This window comes from Streptomyces sp. NPDC087901, assembly GCF_044742205.1.
In the GTDB taxonomy this organism is placed as follows: domain Bacteria; phylum Actinomycetota; class Actinomycetes; order Streptomycetales; family Streptomycetaceae; genus Streptomyces.
In genome coordinates, this window is sequence record NZ_JBIUUC010000010.1 from 22,180 (window position 1) to 44,520 (window position 22,341).

Below are 22,341 nucleotides of genomic sequence, written 5' to 3' on the forward strand. Positions count from 1 at the left end.
ACGGCATGCGCGTCCACAACGTGGGCAGGACGGCCAGGTGGCCGCTCCGCGGGCCCGGAGCCCGGACATCGCAGCCCCTGGCAGTCGAACAGATGAGAGCATAGCTCATTGTTACCTATACTCACAATGAACAAGGTCCTGATATTGTTCCCGGTATGGATTCCCCCGACCCCGACGGCGTGCTCGCCGAACAGCTGCTGCGGCTGACGCGCAGACTCCAGCGCATTCAGAGCCGTCAGCTGGAGCCGATCGGCATCACCCCCGCGCAGTTCCGGCTGCTGCGCACCGTCGCGCACTGCGACGGTCCCCCCCGGATGGCGGATCTCGCACAGCGTCTCGATGTCGTCCCCCGCGCCGTGACCACGCTGGTCGACGGGCTGGAGGCCAGCGGCCGGGTGCGCCGGATCCCCGATCCGGACAGCCGCCGGGTGGTCCGGATCGAGATCACGGAGGAGGGCATCGCCACGCTCCGGTCGCTGCGCAACGCGCGCCGGGCGGCCGCAGAGGAGATCCTGGCTCCATTGACCGCCGATCAGCGCGAGGTGCTCGGCGGGCTGATGACCGCTCTGGTCGACGGAATGCCGGAGCGCCGCCGCTGCTGACCGGGTGCCGAGCACCGAGCCGAGCCGCCGAGGGGATCTCGATATGCCGCTGCTGGAACCGAACCCGGAATCCCTGCGCCCCGGCACGGTGCGGGCCCCCTCCCACGACCGGGTCGCCGACGGCCGGGCGCCCGGCACGCCCGAGCCGTTGCGGGGCGAGCTGACCGCTCTTCTGGGCCCGCGGAAGGTGCTCTGGAAGATCTCCGACCTGGTGCGGTACGCCTCCGACGCCAGTCCGTACCGGTTCGTTCCGCAGGTCGTCGTCGTTCCGGAGGACATCGACGACATCTCCGCGATCCTCTCGTACGCCCACGGCAAGGACCGCAACGTGGTCTTCCGGGCCGCGGGCACCAGCCTGAACGGCCAGGCGCAGGGCGAGGACATCCTCGTCGACGTACGCCATCACTGGGCCGGCATCGAGGTTCTGGACGACGGTGCGCGGGCCCGCATCCGCCCGGGGACGACGGTCATGCGGGCCAATGCCGCCCTCGCCCGGCACGGACGGCTGCTGGGGCCCGACCCGGCGAGCGCGATCGCCTGCACGATCGGCGGGGTCGTCGCCAACAACGCCTCCGGAATGACCGCAGGCACGACCCGCAATTCCTACCGGACCGTCTCCTCCCTCACCTTCGTGCTGCCCAGCGGCACGGTGGTGGACACCGGCGATCCCGCGGCGGACGAGGACCTGGCGCGCGCGGAGCCGCGGCTCTGCGCGGGGCTGCTCGCCCTGAAGGCGGAGATCGAGGCAGATGCCGCGCTCACCGCCCGGATCCGGGCCAAGTACGAGATCAAGAACACCAACGGCTACCGGCTCGACGCCTTCCTGGACGGTTCGACGCCGGTGGAGATCCTGCGCGGTCTCATGGTCGGCTCGGAGGGCACTTTCGGCTTCATCTCCGAGGTTGTTTTCGACACGCTGCCGCTGGACCGCCGGATCTCCACCGCGCTGCTCTTCTTCCCCTCGCTGACGGCGGCTGCGGCGGCCGTCCCGCTGTTCAACGAAGCGGGCGCCATCGCCGTGGAGCTGATGGACGGGAACACCCTGCGCGCCTCGGTCAGCGTCAAGGGGGTGCCCGCCGACTGGGCCGGGCTGCCGAAGGAGACCGCGGCCCTGCTGGTGGAGTTCCGAGCCCCGGACGAGCCGGGCCAAGAGGCGTTCGAGGAGGCGGCGGCAGAGGTCGTGCGACAGCTGGAGCTGGTCCGGCCCGTCACCTCGGTGACCAATGAGTTCACCCGGGACGCCCGGACCATCTCCGGCTACTGGAAGGCCCGCAAGGCCTTCGTCACCGCGGTCGGCGGCTCCCGGCCGTCCGGTACGACGCTGATCACGGAGGACTTCGCGGTCCCGCCCTCCCGGCTGGCCGACGCCTGCGAGGCACTGCTGGGGCTCCAGGCCGAGCACGGTTTCGACGCCGCCGTCGCGGGCCACGCGGCCCACGGCAATCTGCACTTCCTGCTGGCCTTCGACGCGGCGAAGCAGTCCGACGTCGACCGGTATGCCGCGTTCATGGCGGACTTCTGCCGGCTCACCGTGGAGCGGTTCGACGGATCGTTGAAGGCCGAGCACGCCACCGGCCGCAACATCGCCCCCTTCCTGGAGCTGGAGTGGGGTCCTCGGGCAACCGAGCTGATGTGGCGTACGAAGCAGGTCATCGACCCCGACGGGGTGCTGGCGCCCCGGATCGTCCTGGACCGCGACCCGAAGGCCCATCTGCGCGGGCTGAAGACCATTCCCCAGGTGGAAGCCGTCGCCGACCCCTGCATCGAGTGCGGTTTCTGCGAACCCACCTGCCCCAGCCACGATCTGACCACCTCACCGCGCCAGCGCATCGTGCTGCGCCGCGAGATGATGCGGCAGTCGGACGGTTCACCGGTGGAGGCCGGGCTGCTCGATGCGTACGGCTACGACGCCGTCGACACCTGCGCGGGCGACTCCACGTGCAAGCTCGCCTGCCCCGTCGGCATCGACACGGGCGCCATGATGAAGGACTTCCGCCACCTCCGGCACTCCCCGCGCGAGGAGCGGATCGCCGCGCTCACCGCGAAGGGCTTCCGCGCCGTCGAGGCGGCGGCCCGGCTGGCGGTGGCCGCGGCCGACCGGATCGACGACCGGCTCCTCGAAGGGGTCACCGGTCTCGTCCGCAAGGCCGTACGCCCCGATCTGGTGCCCGAGTGGCTGCCGGAGATCCCCGGCGCGGCCGCCAGGAAACTGCCCCGCACCTCCAGGGTGGGAGCGAGCGCGGTCTACTACCCGGCCTGCGTCAACCGCATCTTCGGCAGCCCGGAGGGGTATCGCGGCCCGTCGCTCCCGCAGGCCGTGGTCCTCGTCTCGGCCCGTGCCGGGAAACCCGTCTGGATTCCGGAGGATGTCGCGGGCACCTGCTGCGCGACGATCTGGCATTCCAAGGGGTACGACGCCGGAAACGCCGTGATGGCCAACCGGATCGTCGAGGCCGCCTGGGGCTGGACCGCCGGCGGAAAGCTGCCCCTGGTCGTCGACGCCTCCTCGTGCACGCTGGGCATCGCCCACGAGGTGGTGCCGTATCTGACCGATGACAACCGGGAGTTGCACCGCGAGCTGACCGTCGTCGACTCGCTGGTCTGGGCTGCCGACGAGCTCCTGCCGGAACTGACGGTGCTGAGGAAGACCGGTTCCGCGGTTCTGCACCCGACGTGCTCGATGGAACATCTCGACGATGTCGGACAGTTGCGCACGGTCGCGGAGGCCTGCGCGCAGGAGGTCGTGATCCCGGACGACGCCGCGTGCTGCGGCTTCGCCGGCGACCGCGGCATGCTGCACAAGGAGCTGACGGACTCGGCCACGGCGAAGGAGGCCGCCGAGGTGAACACCCGGGAGTACGACACGTATCTGTGCGCGAACCGCATGTGCGAGATCGGGATGGACCGGGCGACGGGGCGTTCGTACCACTCGGCGCTGATGGAGCTGGAGCGGGCGACCCGTCCCGGTCCCGCATAGGTACGGGCAGGCCGCTCAGGCCTTGAGGGCGGCGCGGTCGCCCATCACCACGACCGGGTTCTGCTTCGGGTCCAGGGTGCGGAGCAGCTTCACCATGGCGGCCTTCGGCAGGCTCACACAGGCCGATGTGCCGCTGCCGTGGTCCATGTGGAGCCAGATACTGCCGCCCTTCGACTGCCCTTCCGGGCGCGTCGGGTCGTTGGGGGCGGTGCCCTTGACGCGGTTGTAGTCGATGGCGATGACGTAGTCGAAGTCGTGCCAGTAGGGCTTGGCCCAGTACCGGGGAGCCTGGATGGCGGCCGACTCGCTGTACGGAAGCAGAGCGCCCGGGTCGGGCAGTGCGCCGCCCGCGTCGGTGAGGGTGAAGACGCCGACCGGGGAGCGCTTGTCGTCCTCGTGGTGGTCGGCGGTCCAGCCCTTGCGGCCGTTGTGGGCCTTCCATCCGGCGTTCTTGTCCCAGGTGGATCCGGTCCGGGTGTAAAGCACGACCGTGGAGTCCGGAGAGTTCTTGCCCATGCCGTACACGGCGACGACCTGGCGGGAGCCGGCCGGGATCCGAGACTGAAGCCGGTCGCCCACGTCCGGGATGCGCTTCAGGCCGGTGGTCTGCGCCTTGTCCTTCTGCGCACCGGCCGACCGCGTGTCCGACTTCTTCGGGTCCTGTCCGTCGCCGCACGACGTCAGGGTCGTGAGCAGGACACCGCAGGCGGCCGCCGAGGCCACCACTCGTACCGCACCGGCTCTACGCATCCGTCCATGCTCGCACCACCGGGCGTCCGGGGCCGTCCTCGCCTGCGGCGTACGGCGAATGCGTGCCCAATCTTTACTCCGTGCACCGGCCCGGCACACTCCGGCGCCCACGGGGCCCTGCGCGTAAAAGGGTTTGCCTCGGCCCCTGTGGGGAGCGAGGCTTGGACGGTTTGGTCCCCCCACACGCATCCCCACGTGTTTCTGGAGATCCCCCGCGGATCTCAGCTAATTCCGATCTTTGGGACGTCATGCAAATTCGCGATCTTCCGTACTCGGATCCCGGCGATCCCGACGTCCGGTCGGGCCCTCGCTTCCTGCTCTGGCTCGGCCGCAACCAGATCCGTGGACAGCTCAAGTCCATGTCATGGGGCCTGCTGCAGCAGTGCTCCATCGCGGGGCTGCCGCTTGCCGTGGGCTTCGCCGTCCAGTCGGTCGTCGACCGGTCCGGCGGGCGGCTGGCACTGGCCGGCGGCATGCTCGCGGTGCTCGGCGTGCTGATCGCGGTGGGCGACACCATGCTTCACCGGACGGCCGTCACCAACTGGATCACCGCTGCCGCCCGGGTCCAGCAACTGCTGGCCCGCAAGACCGCGGAGCTCGGCTCGGCACTGACGCGCCGGGTCGCCGCGGGCGAGGTCGTCGCGGTGTCCACCGGCGACGTGGAGAAGATCGGCTGGTTCGTCGAGGCGCTCTCCCGCTTCGCCGCCGCCGCCGCGACCCTCGTCATCGTCTGTATCGGGCTCGTCCTCTATCTGCCCTCGCTCGGCCTGCTCGTGGCGCTCGCCATGCCGGTACTCGCCCTGGCCGTACTGCCGCTGCTCCCCCGGGCCACCCGCCGCGCCGACGTCCAGCGCGAGAAGGCGGGCAAGGCCACCGAGCTGGCCTCCGACACGGTGGCCGGGCTTCGCGTGCTGCGCGGCATCGGCGGCGAGGAACTGTTCCTCGGCCGCTACCGGCGCGCCTCGCAGGAGGTCCGCAAGGCGGCGGTGCGCAGTGCGCGGATGTGGTCGCTGATCTCGGCGGTCCAGGTGTTCCTGCCGGGCGTGCTGCTGATCTCGCTGGTCACCTACGGGGCCACGCAGGCCCGGGACGGGGAGATCGACGTCGGTCAGCTCGTGACCGTGTACAGCGCGGTGACGCTGATGCTGCTGCCGCTTCGGCACTTCGAGGAGATCGCCATGGCGTACTCCTTCTCGCGGCCGTCCGCGCAGCGCGCGGTCCGCGTCCTCTCGCTGAGCCGGGTGGCACGGCCGTCCACGGTCGACGCCGCCCCGACCGGGGACCTGTACGACCCGGCCACCGGCCTGATGGCTCCCGAGGGCCTGTTCACCGCGGTGGTCTGCGGCGATCCGGACGAGGCGGGCCGGCTCGCGGACCGGCTCGGCGGCCATGCCCAGCCGGCCGTGGCGAAGGAGGACGAGGCCGAGGACGCCCCGGCTCCCGTCGTGCCGTCGGTCCTGCTCGGGGGCGTGCCCTTGGACGAGCTGGAGCTGGACGCCGCACGGACCGCGGTCCTGGTCCAGGACAAGGACCCGGTGCTCCTCTCCGGCACGCTGCGCGAACTGCTCGACGTGCCGTCGTCCGGCCGGGTCGCCGCCGCGGACGCGCTGGCGGCCGCACAGTGCGGCGACGTCCTGGACGCGCTCGCCCAGGCATCCGTCGACACAGACGGAGACCCCATGAACACCCGGATCACCGAACGTGGCCGGTCGCTCTCCGGCGGCCAGCGCCAGCGGCTCGCGCTGGCGCGGTCACTGGTGACGGATCCGGAGGCTCTGGTGCTCGACGAGCCGACGTCCGCGGTCGACTCGCACACGGAGGCACGGGTCGCCGAGGGCATCAAGGCCCTGCGCAAGGACCGTACGACGGTGGCGTTCGCCTCGTCACCGCTGCTGCTCGACCTGGCGGACCGGGTGGCGCTGGTCCACGGCGGCACCGTGGTGGCCGTCGGTACCCATCGTGAGCTGCTGCGGGACGAACCGCGCTACCGGGCGGTCGTCACCCGTGAGACGGACGACGAGATCGCGGCCGCACCGGACCACGCCGAAGACATCAACACGATCGACACGATCCAGGAAATCGAGGAGAGGGCATGATCGGCGTCGCACCACCGGCGTACGACCCGGCCGCCCCGGAGTCGGCGACGACCCTGCCGGTCGGCACCCCCACGACCGTGCGCACCTACGTCCGTGAGCTGATGCGGCGCCACCGGCGGCCGTTCATCGTGGTCACGGTGCTCAACTCCGTCGCGGTGATCTCGTCGATCGTGGGCCCGTATCTGCTGGGCGGACTGGTCGAGGACCTGTCCAACGGGGTCACCGACCTCCATCTGGAGCGCACCGCCGCGGTGTTCGCGGTGGCGCTGGTCATCCAGACCGTGGTCACCAGGATGATGCGGCTGCGCAGCGCCATGCTGGGCGAGGAGATGCTGGCCGATCTGCGTGAGGACTTCCTCGTGCGGTCGGTCCGGCTGCCGCCGGGGGTGCTGGAGCGGGCCGGGACGGGTGACCTGCTGTCCCGGATCACCACGGACATCGACCGGCTCGCCAACGCCATGCGCGAGGCGGTGCCGCAGCTGGCCATCGGCGTGGTGTGGGCGGGGCTGCTGCTCGCCGCACTCACCGTCACCGCTCCCCCGCTGGCGCTCTCGGTCCTCATCGCGCTGCCCATTCTGATCACCGGCTGTCGCTGGTACTTCCGCCGGGCGCCGTCGGCGTACCGCTCGGAGGCGGCGGGTTACGCGGCGGTCGCGGCGATGCTCGCTGAGACCGTGGACGCCGGGCGGACCGTGGAGGCGCACCGGCTGGGTGCGCGGCGGGTCGCGCTGTCGGACCGGCGGATCAAGGAGTGGACGGCGTGGGAGCGGTACACGCTGTTCCTGCGGTCCGTGCTCTTCCCCGTCATCAACGCCACGTTCGTGACGATTCTCGGCGCGGTCCTGATGCTCGGCGGCTGGTTCGTCATCGAGGGCTGGCTCACCGTCGGTCAGCTGACGACGGGCGCGCTGCTCGCGCAGATGATGGTCGATCCGATCAACCTGATTCTGCGCTGGTACGACGAGTTGCAGGTCGCGCAGGTGTCGCTGGCCCGCCTTGTGGGGGTCCGGGAGATCGAGCCGGACGCGGGTGACGCCGGTGTGGCCCCGGACGGCCGTGAAGTGCGTGCCGACGAGGTGCACTTCGGCTATCGCGCCGGTCTTGACGTGCTGCACCGGGTGTCGCTCGATGTCGCTCCCGGTACGCGGCTTGCGCTGGTGGGTCCGTCCGGTGCGGGCAAGTCGACGCTGGGGCGGCTGCTGGCCGGGATCTACTCCCCGAGGACCGGTGAAGTCACGCTGGGCGGTGCGCAGTTGTCGCAGATGACGGCTGAGCGGGTCCGTACGCATGTGGCTCTGGTCAATCAGGAGCACCATGTGTTCGTCGGGTCGCTGCGGGACAACCTGCTGCTGGCCCGTACCGGCGCCGAGGACGCGGAGCTGTGGGCCTCGCTGGCCGCGGTCGACGCCGACGGCTGGGCGAGGGCGCTCGGCGAGGGGCTGGACTCCGAGGTCGGTTCGGGCGGTCTGGCGCTCACCCCGGCGCAGGCCCAGCAGATCGCGCTGGCCCGACTGGTGCTGGCCGATCCGCACACGCTGGTGCTGGACGAGGCCACCTCGCTGCTCGACCCGCGCGCGGCCCGCCATCTGGAGCGGTCGCTGGCCCGGGTGCTGGACGGCCGCACGGTCGTGGCGATCGCCCACCGGCTGCACACGGCGCACGACGCGGACGTGATCGCCGTCGTCGAGCAGGGCCGGATCAGCGAGCTGGGCAGCCATGACGAGCTGGTGGCGGCGGACGGCGCGTACGCGGCGCTGTGGCGGTCCTGGCACGGCTGAGCGGAATGAGCGTGTCCGGGGCCCCTGCGCCCGTACCGGCCGACGATCACTAGGGTGCTGTACATGACAGCAACCCGCTCGGATCCAGGGACCCCGGACTGTCGCGGCGCCCTACGGTACCTGTGGTGGCTGATCACCTGTCAGCGCCGCAGGATCGCCGCCGGTGCACTGCTCGGCAGCGCCTGGATGGTCGGTCTGACGCTGCCCCCCTACCTGCTGTCGCGCGCCATCGACGACGGGCTGGAACCGGGGCGGGAGTCCGCGCTGGCCGGCTGGGTCGCGGCGTTGCTCGGGGCGGGCGTGCTGAACGCGTGGCTGGCCATCATGCGGCACCGCACGATGACCAGGGTCCGGCTGGACGCCGCATTCCGTTCCGTACAGGTGGTGGTCAGGCAGGCGACCGAGCTGGGCGCGGCGCTGCCGCGCCGGGTCACGGCGGGCGAAGTGGTCACGATCGGCTTCGGCGACGTCGCCATGATCGCCAACACGCTGACCGGCACCGGACCCGGGGTCGGCGCAGTCCTCGCCTATGTCGTCGTGGCCGCGCTGCTGTTGACCGTTTCGCCACTGCTCGCCGCGGTGGTGCTGCTCGGTGTGCCGCTGCTCGCCGTACTGGTCGGCCCGTTGCTGGGGCGGCTTCAGGGCGTCGAAGCGGCGTACCGGGAACAACAGGGCGGGCTCGCCTCCCGGTTCGAGGACATCGCCGCGGGCCTGCGGGTGCTGAACGGCATCGGCGGCAAGGAGGTGTACGCGCAGCGCTACCGGAACGGCTCGCGGGCCCTCCGGGCGGAGGGGTACCGCGTCGGCTCGGTGACCAGCTGGATCCAGGCGCTCGGCGTCGGCCTGCCCGCCCTGTTCCTCGGCACCGTGACCTGGCTGGCGGCCCGGATGGCCGCGCAGGGAACCATCACGGTCGGTGAACTGGTCGCCGTCTACGGATACGCAGCGGTCCTCGTGGTCCCCGTCTCGGCCTTCATCGAGGGCGGTTACGACCTCAGCCGTGGGCTGGTCGCCGCCCGCAGAGTCATCCGGTTCCTGACCCTGGAGCCCGAGTCCACCGGCGGGGAGGCGACTTCGCGCGGGCCCGGGGCGCCGTCGACGCTCCGTGATCCGGCATCCGGTGTCGAGGTGGCACCCGGAATGCTGACCGCACTGGTCAGCGCACGGCCGTCGGACTCCGCGGCGGTGGTCGACCGTCTCGGCCGGTTCACCGGGTCGGCCGCGACCTGGGGCGCCACGAGCCTCGCCGAGATCGACCTGACGCAGGTGCGCCGGCGGATCCTCGTCGCGGACAACGAGGCCGATCTGTTCGCCGGTCCGCTTCGTGACGTGCTCCGCGGCCGCGGGAACCCGGACGAGGAGACGATCTCCCGCGCCGTCCACGCGGCCATGGCACACGACATCGTCCGCGGACTGCCGGACGGACTCGACTCGCCCGTCGACGCGCAGGGGCGCAACCTCTCCGGAGGCCAGCGGCAGCGCGTCCGCCTGGTCCGGGCCCTGCTGGCCGATCCCGAGGTGCTCCTGGCGGTGGAACCGACATCGGCGGTCGACGCACACACCGAGGCGGTCATGGCGGCCCGGCTGCGCGCCGCACGGTCCGGCCGCACCACGGTCGTCACCAGCACGTCACCCCTCCTGCTCGATCGGGCGGACACCGTGTACTACCTGGTCGACGGTTCCGTCGCGGCAGTCGGAAGCCATCGTGAACTCCTGGACCGGCACCGCGGCTACCGCCTGCTCGTGTCGCGCGGCCTGGACGACGAGGACGGGGACCGCGGGGGCGAGGAAGCCGTCCCGCCGAGCCGGGAGCCCGTCCGATGACCGCCGGGTCACCGCCCCCGTCCCGCGCCCTGCCCGTCGCCGGACCTGCCCGTATCCGCCGGGCGGCGCTCCGGCTGATCCGGCTGGACGGCCGCGCTTTCACCGCTGTGATCGCCCTCAACGCCCTGGCCGCCGGTGCCGGGCTCGTCGGCCCATGGCTCCTCGGCCGCATCATCGACGAGGTCAGGGCCGGGAGCACCGTGGCCTCGGTGGACCGCCTCGCGCTCACCGTCCTCGTCTTCGCACTGGCCCAGCTCCTCCTGGTCCGCTGGGCCGGTTACCTGGGGCACCGCTTCGGCGAGCGGACCCTGGCACGGATCCGCGAGCAGTTCGCGGACCGGGCTCTGGCGCTGCCTGCCGCGGCCGTCGAGCGGGCGGGCACGGGCGACCTCATGACCCGCGGCACCGCCGATGTCGCCTCGGTGGGCGCCACCCTCCGGGACGCCGGGCCGGAGGTCCTCATCGCCGGGGTCCGGGCGTTGTTCATCCTCGGGGCGGTGTTCGCACTCGACCCGCTGCTCGGTGCGTGCGGCGTGCTGGGTCTGCTCGGCATCTGGTTCGCCGCCCGCTGGTATCTGCGCCGGGCACTCACCGCGTACCTTGCCGAGGGCGCGGCCAACTCGGCTCTCGCCGGGCAACTGGCTGCGACCGCCGCCGGGGCCCGGACGGTCGAGGCCCTCGGACTGCAGGAGCGGCGCATCGCGGCGTGCCAGGAGGAAATCGAGAGGTGCCTCAGCACCCGGACCCGGACGCTGTTCCTCCGCAGTGTGCTCTTCCCCGCCGTGGACGTCTCGTATGTCATTCCCGTGGCGGGTGTCCTGCTGATCGGTGGTGTACTGCACGACCAGGGCTCGATGAGCCTGGGCGCGGTGGTCGCCTCGGCCCTGTATCTGAGGCAGCTCTCGCAACCCCTGGACAGCATCCTGCAGCGGCTAGAGCAGATACAGAGCAGCAGCGCCTCCTTCGCCAGGGTCGAGGGCCTGGGACCGGCCTCGCAGGCACCACCGGCCGGCTCCCCCGCACCGGCCGACGCGCCCGCCCCGGACGGCGACCGGATCGAGGTGGCCGGCGTGCGCTACGCCTACGACGACGGGGGCGATGTCCTGCACGGTGTCGACCTGACGGTCCGGCCCGGCGAGCGGCTGGTGATCGTCGGCCCCTCCGGCGCCGGCAAGACCACCCTGGGCAGACTGCTGGCAGGCATGGACACACCGCGCACCGGTTCGGTGACGGTGGGGCGGGTCCCGGTCGCCGACCTGGACCCCGACCGGTTGCGCCGCCACGTCGTCCTCGTCACGCAGGAGCACCACGTCTTCCAGGGCACGGTCCGTGACAACCTGCAGATCGCCTCGGGTTCCGCCACGGACGGCGAACTGCGCTCGGCGCTCGCCGCCGTCGGCGCCGAGTGGGCGGACGAGCTGCCCGACGGCCTGGACACCGATCTGGGACACGCGGGGCACCGGCCGGACGGCGCCCGGGCACAGCAGCTCGCCCTGGCGCGCGTGGTGCTGGCCGACCCGCACACGCTGATACTCGACGAGGCCACCGCGCTCCTGGACCCGAGGACCGCCCGGCACACGGAACGGGCACTGGCCGCCGTCCTCGACGGCCGGACCGTCATCGCCATCGCGCACCGCCTGCAGACGGCCCACGACGCGGACCGGGTGGCCGTGATGGAGGACGGCCGGATCACCGAACTCGGCACCCACGACGCTCTCGTGGCGGCCGACGGCGCCTATGCCGCGCTCTGGCGCTCCTGGCACGGTGAGCGGCCGGCCTCCTCCTGAGCCGGGGCGCTCCGGCGGGTGCGCCCCGCTGTCAGCCGTGTCCCCGCACCGGGGCCCGTCCGCCGCCCTGCCCCGAGGCGACCTCGTCCGCGTCGGCAAGGTCGGGGGCGGTGTGTGAGCCGGCCACGGCCACCGTCACCGAGGGGGTGGGCGCCCCGCCCGGCCGGCGCAGCAGTACCGCGGCGACGAGGGCGGCGAGCAGCGTGAGCGCCGCGGCGACGATCAGGCACAGGCGCATACCGTCCAGGAAGGCATCGCCCACTGCGCCCAGGACCGGACCGGTCGCAGCACCCAGATCCATCCCGGCGACCGCGCCGAGCCCTCCCTCACGGGCGGTGTCCACCATGCTCTGCCCGGCCGTTCCCGTGATTCCGGCGTCGGCGAGATGAGCGGGGAAGGTGCCGAGGGCCCGGGCGGTGAGGAGCGCGCCCAGGACGGCCGGGCCGAGTGCGCCGCCGATCTGCCGGAAGGCGTTGTTGCCGGCTGCGGCCATCCCCGCCAGGTGGTGGGGTACGGAGGAGACGGCGGTGGCTGTCATGGGCGTCAGGACGCCGCCGATCCCGAGGCCCAGGAGGGCCAGCCGCCATGCGACGGAGGCGAAGGACGTGTCCGCGTCGAGCGTGGTCATGGAGAGCAGCGCGGTGGTGACGACGAGCAGCCCGGCGGTGATCAGGATGCGCGCGGGGAACCGGTGCATGAGTCGTCCGACGGGACCGCCGACGACGATCGCGGCCGCGGTGACCATGAGGAGGCGCCAGGCCGCCGCCAGGGTGTCGAGCTGCTGCACCAGGCCGAAGTAGAGGCTCAGCAGGAAGAAGAAGCCGATGAGCGCCAGGAAGGTGATCATCGCGACGAGGGTGGTGGCCGTGAAGGCCGGGCTGCGGAACAGCGTCAGGTCCAGCATCGGGCTGTCACTGCGCCGCTCGGCCACGACGAACGCGACCGCGCCGGCCGCGGCGACGACCAGCGCCACCAGGACCGGGGTGTCGGTGAAGGAGCCTGCGCCGCCCTCGATCACGCCGTACACCAGCGCGGTGACGGCCACTGCGGCGGTGATCTGGCCCGGCCAGTCGAGCCGTCGGCCGTGCGGGGCACGCGAGTCGGTCAGCAGCCGCGAGGCGAAGGCCATCGCTAGCAGCGAGACGGGAATGACCAGGAGGTAGATCCACCGCCAGGCCACGTGCTGCAGGACGGCCCCGGCGATCAGCGGGCCGACGGCCAGCGCCATGAGGAGCGAGGTGGCCCACAGTCCGATGAACTTGCCGCGCTCACGGTGGTCGGGAACGGCATGGCTGATCAGGGCCAGCGTCGTGGGCAGCAGCGCGGCCGCGCCCAGTCCGGCGAGGGCCTGACCGATCCACAGCACCTGGATCGACGGTGCGGCCAGCGCGACTGCCGCACCGGCGGCGGAGAGCAACAGGCCTGCCTGGAACACCTTCTTGCGCCCGTGGACGTCGCCGACCACACCGGCGGTCAGGATGAACGCGGCCATGGGCAGGACGAACGCATCCTGGACCCAGGAAAGTTGGGCCGTCGAAGCGCCCAGCGCCGCCTGGATGGCGGGCAGGCTCACAGCGACGGTGGTCACCGGCAAGTAGGCGACGAATACGCCCAGGCAGGCCATGGCGAGCGTGGCCGCCCGCCGGTCGGGCCGGCCGCTCGCCGAAGGTGTGACGTTCAAGGAAGCACTCCTTTACGACGCGACGCGCCGCGATTGATGTCCAGCGGGATTCCGTCCGACGCGTTCCGCCCGGCGTACGGCCGGTGCCCCGGCCGCCACGATGCCCGGACGGTGCCGTGCGCTCGGGTGTGGGCGAAGGGCAGGTGGGACGTCGGGCCCACGATGCGAACGAACCCGGGCCCCAGCATCGGCGAAACCATGCAGATTCAACGAAGCAGCCCCACACATCCGGAGAAAACCTCCACCCATCTCCCACCTCGTGACAGACTTCCGCCGTGACCGACGATGTCGACATGAAAATCCTCCGTGCACTCAAACTTGCACCGCGTGCCCCCTTCCGGCTCATCGGCGACGTGATCGGAGTGTCGGAGCAGACGGCGGCCCGCCGCTATCAGGCCCTGCGCCGCAGCGGCGCGATGCGGGTCGTGGGCCTGGTCGATCCCGCCGTCCACGGCGAGGCGCAGTGGGTGGCCCGTATCCGCTGCCGCCCCGACCGGGCCGCGCCCCTCGCCGACACTCTCGCGCGGCGCCCCGACATCGCCTACGTCGGCATCGCCTCGGGCGGCTCGGAGATCATCTGCGTCATCCGGTCACCGCTCCATGCCCCGCGCGAGGACATGCTGCTCCAGCAGCTGCCCAGGTCCGCTGCCGTCCTCGACCTGAGCATCGACCTGCTCCTCCACCCCTTCGGCGTCCCCGGTACGTCCGGCTGGACCGGCTACGGCGGGCGTCTCGGCGCCGAGCAGGAACAGCGGCTGGCCGGCAGTCCTCCCCCTGCCCCGGCCGGCCCTCTCCTCCCCCTCACCGCCGAGGACGGCCCGCTGCTCGACGCCCTGGCCGAGGACGGCCGTGCCTCGCACACTCAACTTGCCGAGGTCACCGGCTGGTCCAAAGGCCGCGTGGCCCGTCGGCTGGAGTCGCTGGAGACGTCCGGGACCCTCTCGTACGACATCGACCTGTTGCCGGAACTCCTCGGCTACCACCTCAACGCCACGCTCTGGCTCCGCGTCGCTCCCGCCCACCTGGAACGCACCGGACACGAGATCGCCGGCCACGACGAGGTCGCGTTCACCGGCGCCACGAGTGGTGAACACAACGTGATGGCCATCGTCATCTGCCGCGACGCCGAGGAGTTCTACCGCTATCTGACCACCCGACTCGCCACCACCCCCGGCGTCGACGCCTACGGAGTCAGCATCCGGACGCGCCGCCTCAAGCAGGCCGCCTCCCTCATCTCCCACGGCCGCCTGGTCCCTCCCACAGCCGTCTAGGGCCTCTCGTCGGGATCAGACCGGGCTCGCGGGGTCCGGCCTGATCCCGACGAGAGGCCCCGGGCGGTGTCCGCACAACCGAACGGCGCCCCGGGCGGAGGGAGATCCGCCCGGGGCGCCGTCGTACCGGACACCGGTCCGGCCCGGAACGCGTCAGATGAAGTTCATGGCGGCGGCCCCGCCCACTCCCCCGAGCACCATGAAGACCGGCATCAGCACCTTCAGCTCCACCCAGCTCCCGGCCCTGAACCGCATGGCCTTCGGCGGGCCGATCGGGTACCAGCGCTTGCGGCCGACCGGGATCGGCCACAGGATCGGGCAGCCCGAGACGGTCAGCGCGTCGCCGATGTCGTGGACGAGGGCGCCGAGCACGATGGGCAGACCGAGCCAGAGGTATTCCTGGCCGGGGGCGTTGAAGAGCCAGTCCGAGCCGTTGCCCGGCTTGTCCAGGACGCCGGCGAGAATCCATGCGCTGGTCGCGCCGAGCAGCCACACGAGGACGTCGCTGGACATCCGGGCGGCCCGCCAGAGCAGCCCCTCGACGGCGAGCACCAGGTGGACGAAGAGGATCGCCAGCACCGCCCACCGACCGCCGGTGATCGCCGCGGCAGAGGCGCCCCCTCCTATCAGGACCGCCCACAGCCAGGTGTGGGTCAGGGTCCGGTGGCCGCCGTTGCGGTTCGAGTCGCCCCGCATCTTCGTGGCCTTGTAGACGGCGTGCGAGAGCTTGTCGACGATCTCGCAGAGTCCGCGGGACACCGGCCCGAAGGCGCGCGAGATGGTCGCCGACTTGTGGTCGAGGTCCGGGGCGAGCGCCGCGCCCGCGGTGATCAGCGCGCCGACGACGAGGACGGGCCACGGCATGGTGTGGCCCGCGGCAGCCGCGGCCGCGCCCACCCCCAGCCAGGCCGCTGCCCCTGACAGAGAGTGTGCCGGTCCCATCATGGCTGTTTCCGCCCCCGTATGTGTCGTGAGGTGCGACAGGTATCGCCTGTGCACGTGTTCCGGCCATCAACGTTGTGGTGCGGCCGAGTTGAAGGGGCAGCGTATCGTCCGTGATCTTCGTACCGTCGTCCGGTTCCCTCATCGGGGTGGAAGACAGGCAAGATGGGGTCGTGACCCTTATCGATCAGCTGCCCCCGACCGACGACCCCGACGCCCTCTTCGAGGCTTTCTCGTCATGGACCGAGACGCAGGGGATCACCCTCTATCCCGCTCAGGAGGAGGCGCTGATCGAGGTGGTCTCCGGGGCCAACGTGATCCTTTCCACCCCCACCGGGTCCGGAAAGAGCCTGGTCGCGGCCGGTGCGCACTTCACCGCGCTGGCCCAGGACAAGGTCACCTTCTACACCGCTCCGATCAAGGCCCTGGTCTCGGAGAAGTTCTTCGACCTGTGCAAGCTGTTCGGTACGGAGAACGTCGGCATGCTCACCGGCGACGCCTCGGTCAACGCCGACGCCCCCGTGATCTGCTGCACCGCCGAGGTGCTCGCGTCCATCGCGCTGCGTGACGGGAAGTACGCGGACATCGGCCAGGTCGTGATGGACGAGTTCCACTTCTACGCGGAGCAGGACCGCGGCTGGGCATGGCAGATCCCGATCCTGGAACTGCCGCAGGCCCAGTTCGTCCTGATGTCGGCCACGCTCGGCGACGTCCGGATGTTCGAGGAGGACCTGACCCGCCGCACCGGCCGCCCGACCTCCGTGGTGCGCTCGGCGACCCGTCCGGTCCCGCTGAGCTACGAGTACCGGCTGACACCGATCACCGAGACGATCACCGAGCTCCTGGACACCCGCCAGTCGCCGGTCTACATCGTGCACTTCACCCAGGCCGCGGCCGTCGAGCGGGCACAGTCGCTGATGAGCATCAACATGTGTACCAAGGAGGAGAAGGAGAAGATCGCCGATCTCATCGGCAACTTCCGCTTCACCACCAAGTTCGGCCAGAACCTCTCGCGTTATGTGCGGCACGGCATCGGCGTGCACCACGCGGGCATGCTCCCGAAGTACCGCCGCCTGGTCGAGAAGCTCGCGCAGGCGGGGCTCCTGAAGGTCATCTGCGGTACGGACACGCTCGGTGTCGGGGTCAACGTCCCCATCCGCACGGTGCTGTTCACCGCCCTCACCAAGTACGACGGCACCCGGGTGCGGACCCTGCGCGCCCGTGAGTTCCACCAGATCGCGGGCCGTGCCGGACGGGCCGGCTTCGACACGGCGGGCTTCGTCGTCGCGCAGGCCCCCGAGCATGTCGTCGAGAACGAGAAGGCGGTCAAGAAGGCCGGAGACGACCCCAAGAAGAAACGCAAGGTCGTCCGCAAGAAGGCACCCGAGGGCTTCGTCGCCTGGTCGGAGACCACGTTCGACAAGCTGATCCAGTCCGACCCCGAGCCGCTGACCTCGCGTTTCCGGGTCACGCACACCATGCTGCTGTCCGTCATCGCGCGTCCCGGCAATGCCTTCGAGGCGATGCGGCACCTGCTGGAGGACAACCACGAGCCGCGCAGGGCCCAGCTGCGGCACATCCGCCGGGCGATCGCGATCTACCGCTCGCTGCTGGACGGCGGCGTCGTGGAACAACTGGACAAGCCCGACGCGGAGGGCCGCATCGTGCGGCTCACCGTCGATCTGCAGCAGAACTTCGCACTGAACCAGCCGCTGTCCACCTTCGCGCTCGCCGCGTTCGAGCTGCTGGACGCCGACTCGCCGTCGTACGCGCTGGACATGGTCTCGGTGGTGGAGTCGACGCTCGACGACCCGCGCCAGATTCTCGCCGCGCAGCAGAACAAGGCGCGCGGTGAGGCGGTCGGGCAGATGAAGGCCGACGGCATCGAGTACGAGGAGCGGATGGAACTCCTCCAGGAGGTGACGTACCCGAAGCCGCTGAGCGAGCTGTTGTGGCACGCGTACGACGTCTACCGCCAGAGCCACCCGTGGGTGGGTGACCACCCGGTTTCGCCGAAGTCGGTGATCCGCGACATGTACGAACGCGCGATGACGTTCACCGAGTTCACGTCGAACTACGAGCTGGCCCGTACCGAGGGCATCGTGCTGCGCTATCTCGCGAGCGCGTACAAGGCGTTGGAGCACACCATCCCGGACGACATCAAGTCCGAGGACCTGGAGGATCTCATCGCCTGGCTCGGCGAGATGGTCCGTCAGGTCGACTCCAGTCTTCTCGACGAGTGGGAGCAGCTCGCCAATCCCGAGGTGGAGACGGCCGAGCAGGCGCAGGAGCGGGCCGACGAGGTCAAGCCGGTCACGGCCAACGCCCGCGCCTTCCGGGTGCTGGTGCGCAACGCGATGTTCCGCCGGGTCGAGCTGGCCGCGCTGGACCGGGTACGCGACCTCGGGGAGCTGGACGGCGACGCGGGCTGGGACGAGGACGCGTGGGGCGAGGCGATGGACGCGTACTGGGACGAGTACGAGGAGCTGGGCACCGGCCCGGACGCCCGCGGGCCGAAGCTGCTGAAGATCGACGAGGACGCGGAGCACGGGCTGTGGCGGGTCCGGCAGACATTCGCCGATCCGAACGGCGACCATGACTGGGGCATCAGTGCCGAGGTCGATCTGGCCGCGTCCGACGAGGAGGGCCGGGCGGTTGTCCGGGTCACCTCCGTGGGCCAGTTGTGAGCGCGTCCGTACCGGTGACGCCGCTGCGAGAGTGGAGACGAAGCGCATGACGAACCCCGCCGAGCGTCTGGTCGACCTGCTCGACCTGGAGCGGATCGAGGTCAACATCTTCCGCGGCCGCAGCCCCGACGAGTCCCTCCAGCGGGTCTTCGGCGGGCAGGTGGCCGGGCAGGCCCTGGTCGCGGCGGGCCGCACCACCGACGGGGACCGGCCGGTGCATTCGCTGCACGCCTATTTCCTGCGGCCGGGCCGCCCCGGGGTGCCGATCGTCTACGAGGTCGAACGGGTCAGGGACGGCCGGTCCTTCACCACCCGCCGGGTGACGGCCGTTCAGCAGGGCCGGACCATCTTCAATCTGACGGCGTCCTTCCACCGCCCGGAGGAGGCCGGCTTCGAGCACCAGCTGCCGCCGGCCCGTGTGGTGCCCGATCCGGAGGAGCTGCCGACGGTCGCCGAAGAGGTGCGCGAGCATCTGGGCGGTCTGCCGGAGGCGCTGGAGCGGATGGCGCGGCGCCAGCCGTTCGACATCCGCTACGTCGACCGGCTGCGCTGGACGCAGGAGGAGATCAAGGACGCGGACCCGCGCAGCGCGGTGTGGATGCGCGCGGTCGGCCCGCTCGGCGACGACCCGCTGGTGCACACCTGCGCGCTGACGTACGCGAGCGACATGACGCTGCTGGACGCGGTGCGCATCCCGGTGGAGCCGCTGTGGGGGCCGCGCGGCTTCGACATGGCGTCGCTGGACCACGCGATGTGGTTCCACCGTCCGTTCCGGGCCGACGAGTGGTTCCTGTACGACCAGGAGTCGCCGGTGGCGACCGGCGGGCGGGGTCTGGCGCGCGGCCGGATCTACGACCGCGAGGGCAATCTGCTGGTGTCTGTGGTGCAGGAGGGGCTGTTCCGGCGGCTTGGCGAGCAGCCGTCCTGACGGCTCAGGTGCCCGGCAGCGGGTCCTGGTCGACCTCGTGACGGCGGGTACGGATGTCGGGCGGGGCCGGGTGCAGTCTGGCGTCGCAGGTGGGGCCGAGGCCGGTGCGTCGTGAGGCCGTGCCGGTGAGCGGGCGGCCGCACATGCGGCAGCGCACCGGGCGGCGGCCGGTGGCGGCGGCGGCGCCGGGCAGTTGCTCGGCTTCGGTGGCGGGGGCAGGTTCTGGGGGCTCCACGTGTCGATCCTCTCAGGTGCCCGTCTACGCTTCGACTTCCCGACCACCCCGACGGAGGAGCCGTACGTGACGAGCACCCTGAAAGTGACGGGCCTCCCCAAGGGCGGGAGCGCCAGGCCCGTGGTTCTCCCCGGTGTGGCCGAGGGATTCGATCACGTCGTCATCGACACGTCCCAGGGCCACTTCCATGTGGTCGCGTACCTGGAGCGCGAGCTGCCGGCCGGCGGCATACCCGCGTACCTCTCGGCGCGGAAGGACGGCGTCCGGTCCTTTGTGCTGTGGGCCGAACCGGAGCGCCGGACACGGCTGGCGACAGTCGTCACCACATCGGCGGGCAAGGGTGTGTCGGCCTATCAGGTGTGGGGCGGGCAGGGCGAGCTGATCGGCACGTTCGTCCGGGAGAAGGCTCTGTCCGGCAAGGGCCTGCGCACGCGCTGGACCGTGGCCCAGTCCGGCTGCCCGGAGGCCGTCGGCCTCAAGGGCCGGATCTTCTGGTGGTTCGTGTGGTGGCCCCTGTTTCCCCTGTGGGTGATGATCGGCGTGGGGAGTGCCTTCAACGGCGGCGGCGATGTGCCGCGCGGCCCGCGGCGCATCGTCTGGCGGGCGGGCGGGGAGGCCCCGCTGGAGTACCTGTCCAAGGATGAGGTCGTCGTGCACGCCCCCTGGGTCGATCCGCGGCTGGCGGTCGCGCTCACGGCGGTGGTCCGTTCGTTCGACAGCTGGATCGGCACGCCGTGGGACGACAAGAAGAAGTGACGTCAAGGTGAAGTGACGTCGGCCGGGGACCGGCCCGCCCGGCCTCTTCGGCAGGCCGGCCGGCGTAGCCCGGCCGAACGGTGCCGGGCCCGGCCCCTGTGGCCGTTAGCCCATTGGATGGATACCGCGGCCTCCGACCGGCGTCGGACGCGTGCCTGACGGCCCTGCCTCGCCGCCGCCGCGGAAGGTGGTCGTCGCGCGGTGCTCCGCGGGTCGCGACCGCTGCCCCGGCGCTCGCGCCGGAGGAGGCACGGTGATGACGGCGGATCAGGTACTCGTGGGCATCGGACTGATCGTGGTGCTCGCAGTCGGCTCGCAGCTGCTGGCGAGCCGGCTGCGCGTCCCGGCGCTGCTCGTGCTGCTGCCGGTGGGGTTCACCGCCGGTGCGCTCACCGACACCGTCAACCCCGAACGGCTGCTGGGCGCCGCGTTCTCCCCGTTGGTGTCCCTCGCGGTGGCGGTCATCCTGTACGACGCCGGTCTGGGCCTTGAGCTCAGACGGCTCACGGGGCACACCCGCCGCGTCGTGATCCGGCTGCTGTGGCTGGGGACCCTGCTCACCCTGGTGTCCGCCGCCCTGTTCGCCGTACCGGTGCTGGACATGTCGATGGCGGCGGCGGTGATGCTCGCCGCGATCCTCGTCGTCTCCGGTCCGACCGTCGTCGGGCCGCTGCTCAACTTCGTCCGCCCCACGGAGCGGCTGCAGCGCGTGCTCATCTGGGAAGGCTCGCTGATCGATCCGGTGGGCGGCATCCTGGGGGCGCTCGTCTTCCACGCGGTCCTTGCGGGTGAGCGGCCGGGGTTCGGCCATCAGCTGGGCGAGTTCGCGGCCAGCACCGCGGTGGGGGCGGTGGGCGGCGCGGCGGGCGCCGGCGTGCTGTGGCTGCTGCTCCGGCGGGTGCGGCTGAGCGAGGAACTGGCCACCTCGGTGCAGATCGCCGCCGTGATCGGCGTGGCCACCGCCTGTGACGCGCTGCGTGACGACACGGGTCTGATCTCCGCTGTCGTGATGGGGATGGCCATGGCCAATCTGCCCGGCCTGGACCTCCCCGTCCGGCGGCCGTTCCTCGACACCCTGGTCTCGCTGACGATCGGCCTGCTGTTCGTCTCCATCTCGGCCACGGTCACCCCGGCGTCGCTGCGGCACGTGGTGCTGCCGTCACTCGCCCTGGTCGCCCTGCTCGTCCTGGTGATCAGGCCGCTGATCGCCCACCTCTCCACCCTCCGCACCGACGTACCGCGCGGGGAAAGGTGGTTCATCGGATGGATGGCTCCGCGTGGCATCGTCGCCGCCGCCACGGCCTCCACGTTCTCGGCCGAGCTGGTCGGGAAGGGCATCGCGGGCGCCGACCGCATCCTGCCCGCCACCTTCGTCGTGATCGTCGCCACGGTCATGCTGTACGGCCTGACGGCGTTCCCGGTGGCCAAGCGGCTCGGGGTTCTGCGACCGGCGCGGTCCCGGCCGCTGCTCGTGGGCGGCGCTCCTTGGGCGGTCGACCTGGCGTGCGCGCTGCGCTCGGCGGGACTGGACGTCCTTATGTGGGCCGGTGCCGACCGTGAGCGGGCGCGGATCGAGGAGGCCGGGCTGAAGCTGGCCCCCGGTGAACTTCTCGCCTCCGCGACCGGCGCCGGCGCGGAACTCGAGGGCATCACCGGGGTGCTGCTGCTCACGGGTGAGGACGACTTCAACGCCCTCGCCTCGATGACGCTCCGAGAGACCATCGAGGGCCCGGTCCACCGGCTCGCGGCACCCACGGCGAGCCACGGAGTGGTGGCGCCGTACACGGGCGGGGAGGCACTGTTCGGCGGCGGGCTCAGCGGTCCTGAGTTGTCCCGCAGGTACGCGGCGGGTGCCCGTGCGGTGGCTCAGCCGGCCGGTGGCGTCCTCCCGCCCGGGCACGAGCTGCTGTTCGTGGTGCGGCCGGACGGACGGCTCGTACCGGTGACGGACTCTCGGACGCCTGCGCCGGAGCCCGACGACACCGTCATTCTGCTGCGCCCGCCGACCGGGGTGCTGACCCGCTGAC

The 22,341-nt window shown here is 71.4% G+C and carries 15 protein-coding genes; 11 read left to right on the forward strand and 4 right to left on the reverse strand.

The window, feature by feature from the left end; genetic code table 11:
- Positions 1-155 precede the first annotated feature (155 nt).
- Positions 156-602 carry a MarR family transcriptional regulator gene (locus ACIOEW_RS27270; protein WP_351000149.1) on the forward strand — a complete coding sequence of 149 codons (447 nt, stop codon included), beginning with the start codon at positions 156-158 and terminating at the stop codon, positions 600-602.
- A gap of 43 nt (positions 603-645) precedes the next feature.
- The gene (locus tag ACIOEW_RS27275; protein ID WP_401966668.1) at positions 646-3,579 is read left to right on the forward strand and encodes an FAD-binding and (Fe-S)-binding domain-containing protein; all 2,934 of its coding nucleotides are present in this window, start codon (positions 646-648) and stop codon (positions 3,577-3,579) included.
- Positions 3,580-3,594: 15 nt separating this feature from the next.
- Here ACIOEW_RS27275 and ACIOEW_RS27280 read toward each other — a convergent pair whose 3' ends face one another.
- Positions 3,595-4,329, reverse strand: coding sequence for a hypothetical protein (locus tag ACIOEW_RS27280; protein WP_401966670.1), 735 nt, complete (start codon positions 4,327-4,329; stop codon positions 3,595-3,597).
- 248 nt (positions 4,330-4,577) lie between these two features.
- Here ACIOEW_RS27280 and ACIOEW_RS27285 point away from each other — a divergent pair, with 248 nt between their 5' ends.
- The 4 genes from ACIOEW_RS27285 (at position 4,578) to ACIOEW_RS27300 (ending at position 11,814) form a co-directional block, all read left to right on the forward strand.
- Positions 4,578-6,425: an ABC transporter transmembrane domain-containing protein gene (locus ACIOEW_RS27285; RefSeq protein WP_401966671.1), complete on the forward strand. Its 1,848-nt coding sequence runs from the start codon at positions 4,578-4,580 to the stop codon at positions 6,423-6,425.
- Positions 6,422-8,203, forward strand: coding sequence for an ABC transporter ATP-binding protein (locus ACIOEW_RS27290; RefSeq protein ID WP_362555550.1), 1,782 nt, complete (start codon positions 6,422-6,424; stop codon positions 8,201-8,203). The genes ACIOEW_RS27285 and ACIOEW_RS27290 overlap by 4 nt, the downstream gene beginning before the upstream one ends.
- Positions 8,204-8,266: 63 nt before the next feature.
- Positions 8,267-10,027, forward strand: a complete 1,761-nt coding sequence (locus ACIOEW_RS27295) for an ABC transporter transmembrane domain-containing protein (protein ID WP_401966673.1) — start codon at positions 8,267-8,269, stop codon at positions 10,025-10,027.
- Positions 10,024-11,814 (forward strand): ABC transporter ATP-binding protein, encoded by a 1,791-nt coding sequence (locus tag ACIOEW_RS27300; protein WP_401966674.1) that lies wholly within the window; start codon positions 10,024-10,026, stop codon positions 11,812-11,814. Before ACIOEW_RS27295 ends, ACIOEW_RS27300 begins: the two co-directional genes overlap by 4 nt.
- A 31-nt stretch (positions 11,815-11,845) precedes the next feature.
- Here ACIOEW_RS27300 and ACIOEW_RS27305 read toward each other — a convergent pair whose 3' ends face one another.
- Positions 11,846-13,495, reverse strand: a complete 1,650-nt coding sequence (locus ACIOEW_RS27305) for an MFS transporter (RefSeq protein ID WP_401966677.1) — start codon at positions 13,493-13,495, stop codon at positions 11,846-11,848.
- 275 nt (positions 13,496-13,770) lie between these two features.
- Between ACIOEW_RS27305 and ACIOEW_RS27310 the strand changes: the two genes are divergently transcribed.
- Entirely contained in the window at positions 13,771-14,766 is a 996-nt protein-coding gene (locus ACIOEW_RS27310) for an Lrp/AsnC family transcriptional regulator (protein WP_401966680.1), read from the forward strand.
- 153 nt (positions 14,767-14,919) lie between these two features.
- Here the strand turns inward: ACIOEW_RS27310 and ACIOEW_RS27315 are convergent, their stop codons facing one another.
- A complete protein-coding gene (locus tag ACIOEW_RS27315; protein ID WP_351000169.1) occupies positions 14,920-15,711 on the reverse strand; it encodes a metal-dependent hydrolase in 792 nt (263 codons plus the stop codon).
- 170 nt (positions 15,712-15,881) lie between these two features.
- On the opposite strand from ACIOEW_RS27315, the gene ACIOEW_RS27320 reads away from it, so the two are divergent.
- Together ACIOEW_RS27320 and ACIOEW_RS27325 are read left to right on the forward strand one after the other, a co-directional pair.
- Complete coding sequence (locus tag ACIOEW_RS27320) at positions 15,882-18,395, forward strand: DUF3516 domain-containing protein (RefSeq protein WP_362557386.1); 2,514 nt, start codon at positions 15,882-15,884, stop codon at positions 18,393-18,395.
- A gap of 46 nt (positions 18,396-18,441) precedes the next feature.
- Positions 18,442-19,323 (forward strand): acyl-CoA thioesterase, encoded by an 882-nt coding sequence (locus ACIOEW_RS27325; RefSeq protein WP_401966683.1) that lies wholly within the window; start codon positions 18,442-18,444, stop codon positions 19,321-19,323.
- A gap of 4 nt (positions 19,324-19,327) precedes the next feature.
- Here the strand turns inward: ACIOEW_RS27325 and ACIOEW_RS27330 are convergent, their stop codons facing one another.
- Positions 19,328-19,558, reverse strand: a complete 231-nt coding sequence (locus tag ACIOEW_RS27330) for a DUF6011 domain-containing protein (protein ID WP_401966685.1) — start codon at positions 19,556-19,558, stop codon at positions 19,328-19,330.
- Between the two features lie 66 nt (positions 19,559-19,624).
- Between ACIOEW_RS27330 and ACIOEW_RS27335 the strand changes: the two genes are divergently transcribed.
- Both ACIOEW_RS27335 and ACIOEW_RS27340 read left to right on the forward strand, forming a co-directional pair.
- Positions 19,625-20,314, forward strand: a complete 690-nt coding sequence (locus ACIOEW_RS27335) for a hypothetical protein (RefSeq protein WP_401966686.1) — start codon at positions 19,625-19,627, stop codon at positions 20,312-20,314.
- 256 nt (positions 20,315-20,570) lie between these two features.
- Positions 20,571-22,340, forward strand: coding sequence for a cation:proton antiporter (locus tag ACIOEW_RS27340; RefSeq protein WP_401966688.1), 1,770 nt, complete (start codon positions 20,571-20,573; stop codon positions 22,338-22,340).
- The last annotated feature ends 1 nt before the right edge of the window (position 22,341 follow it).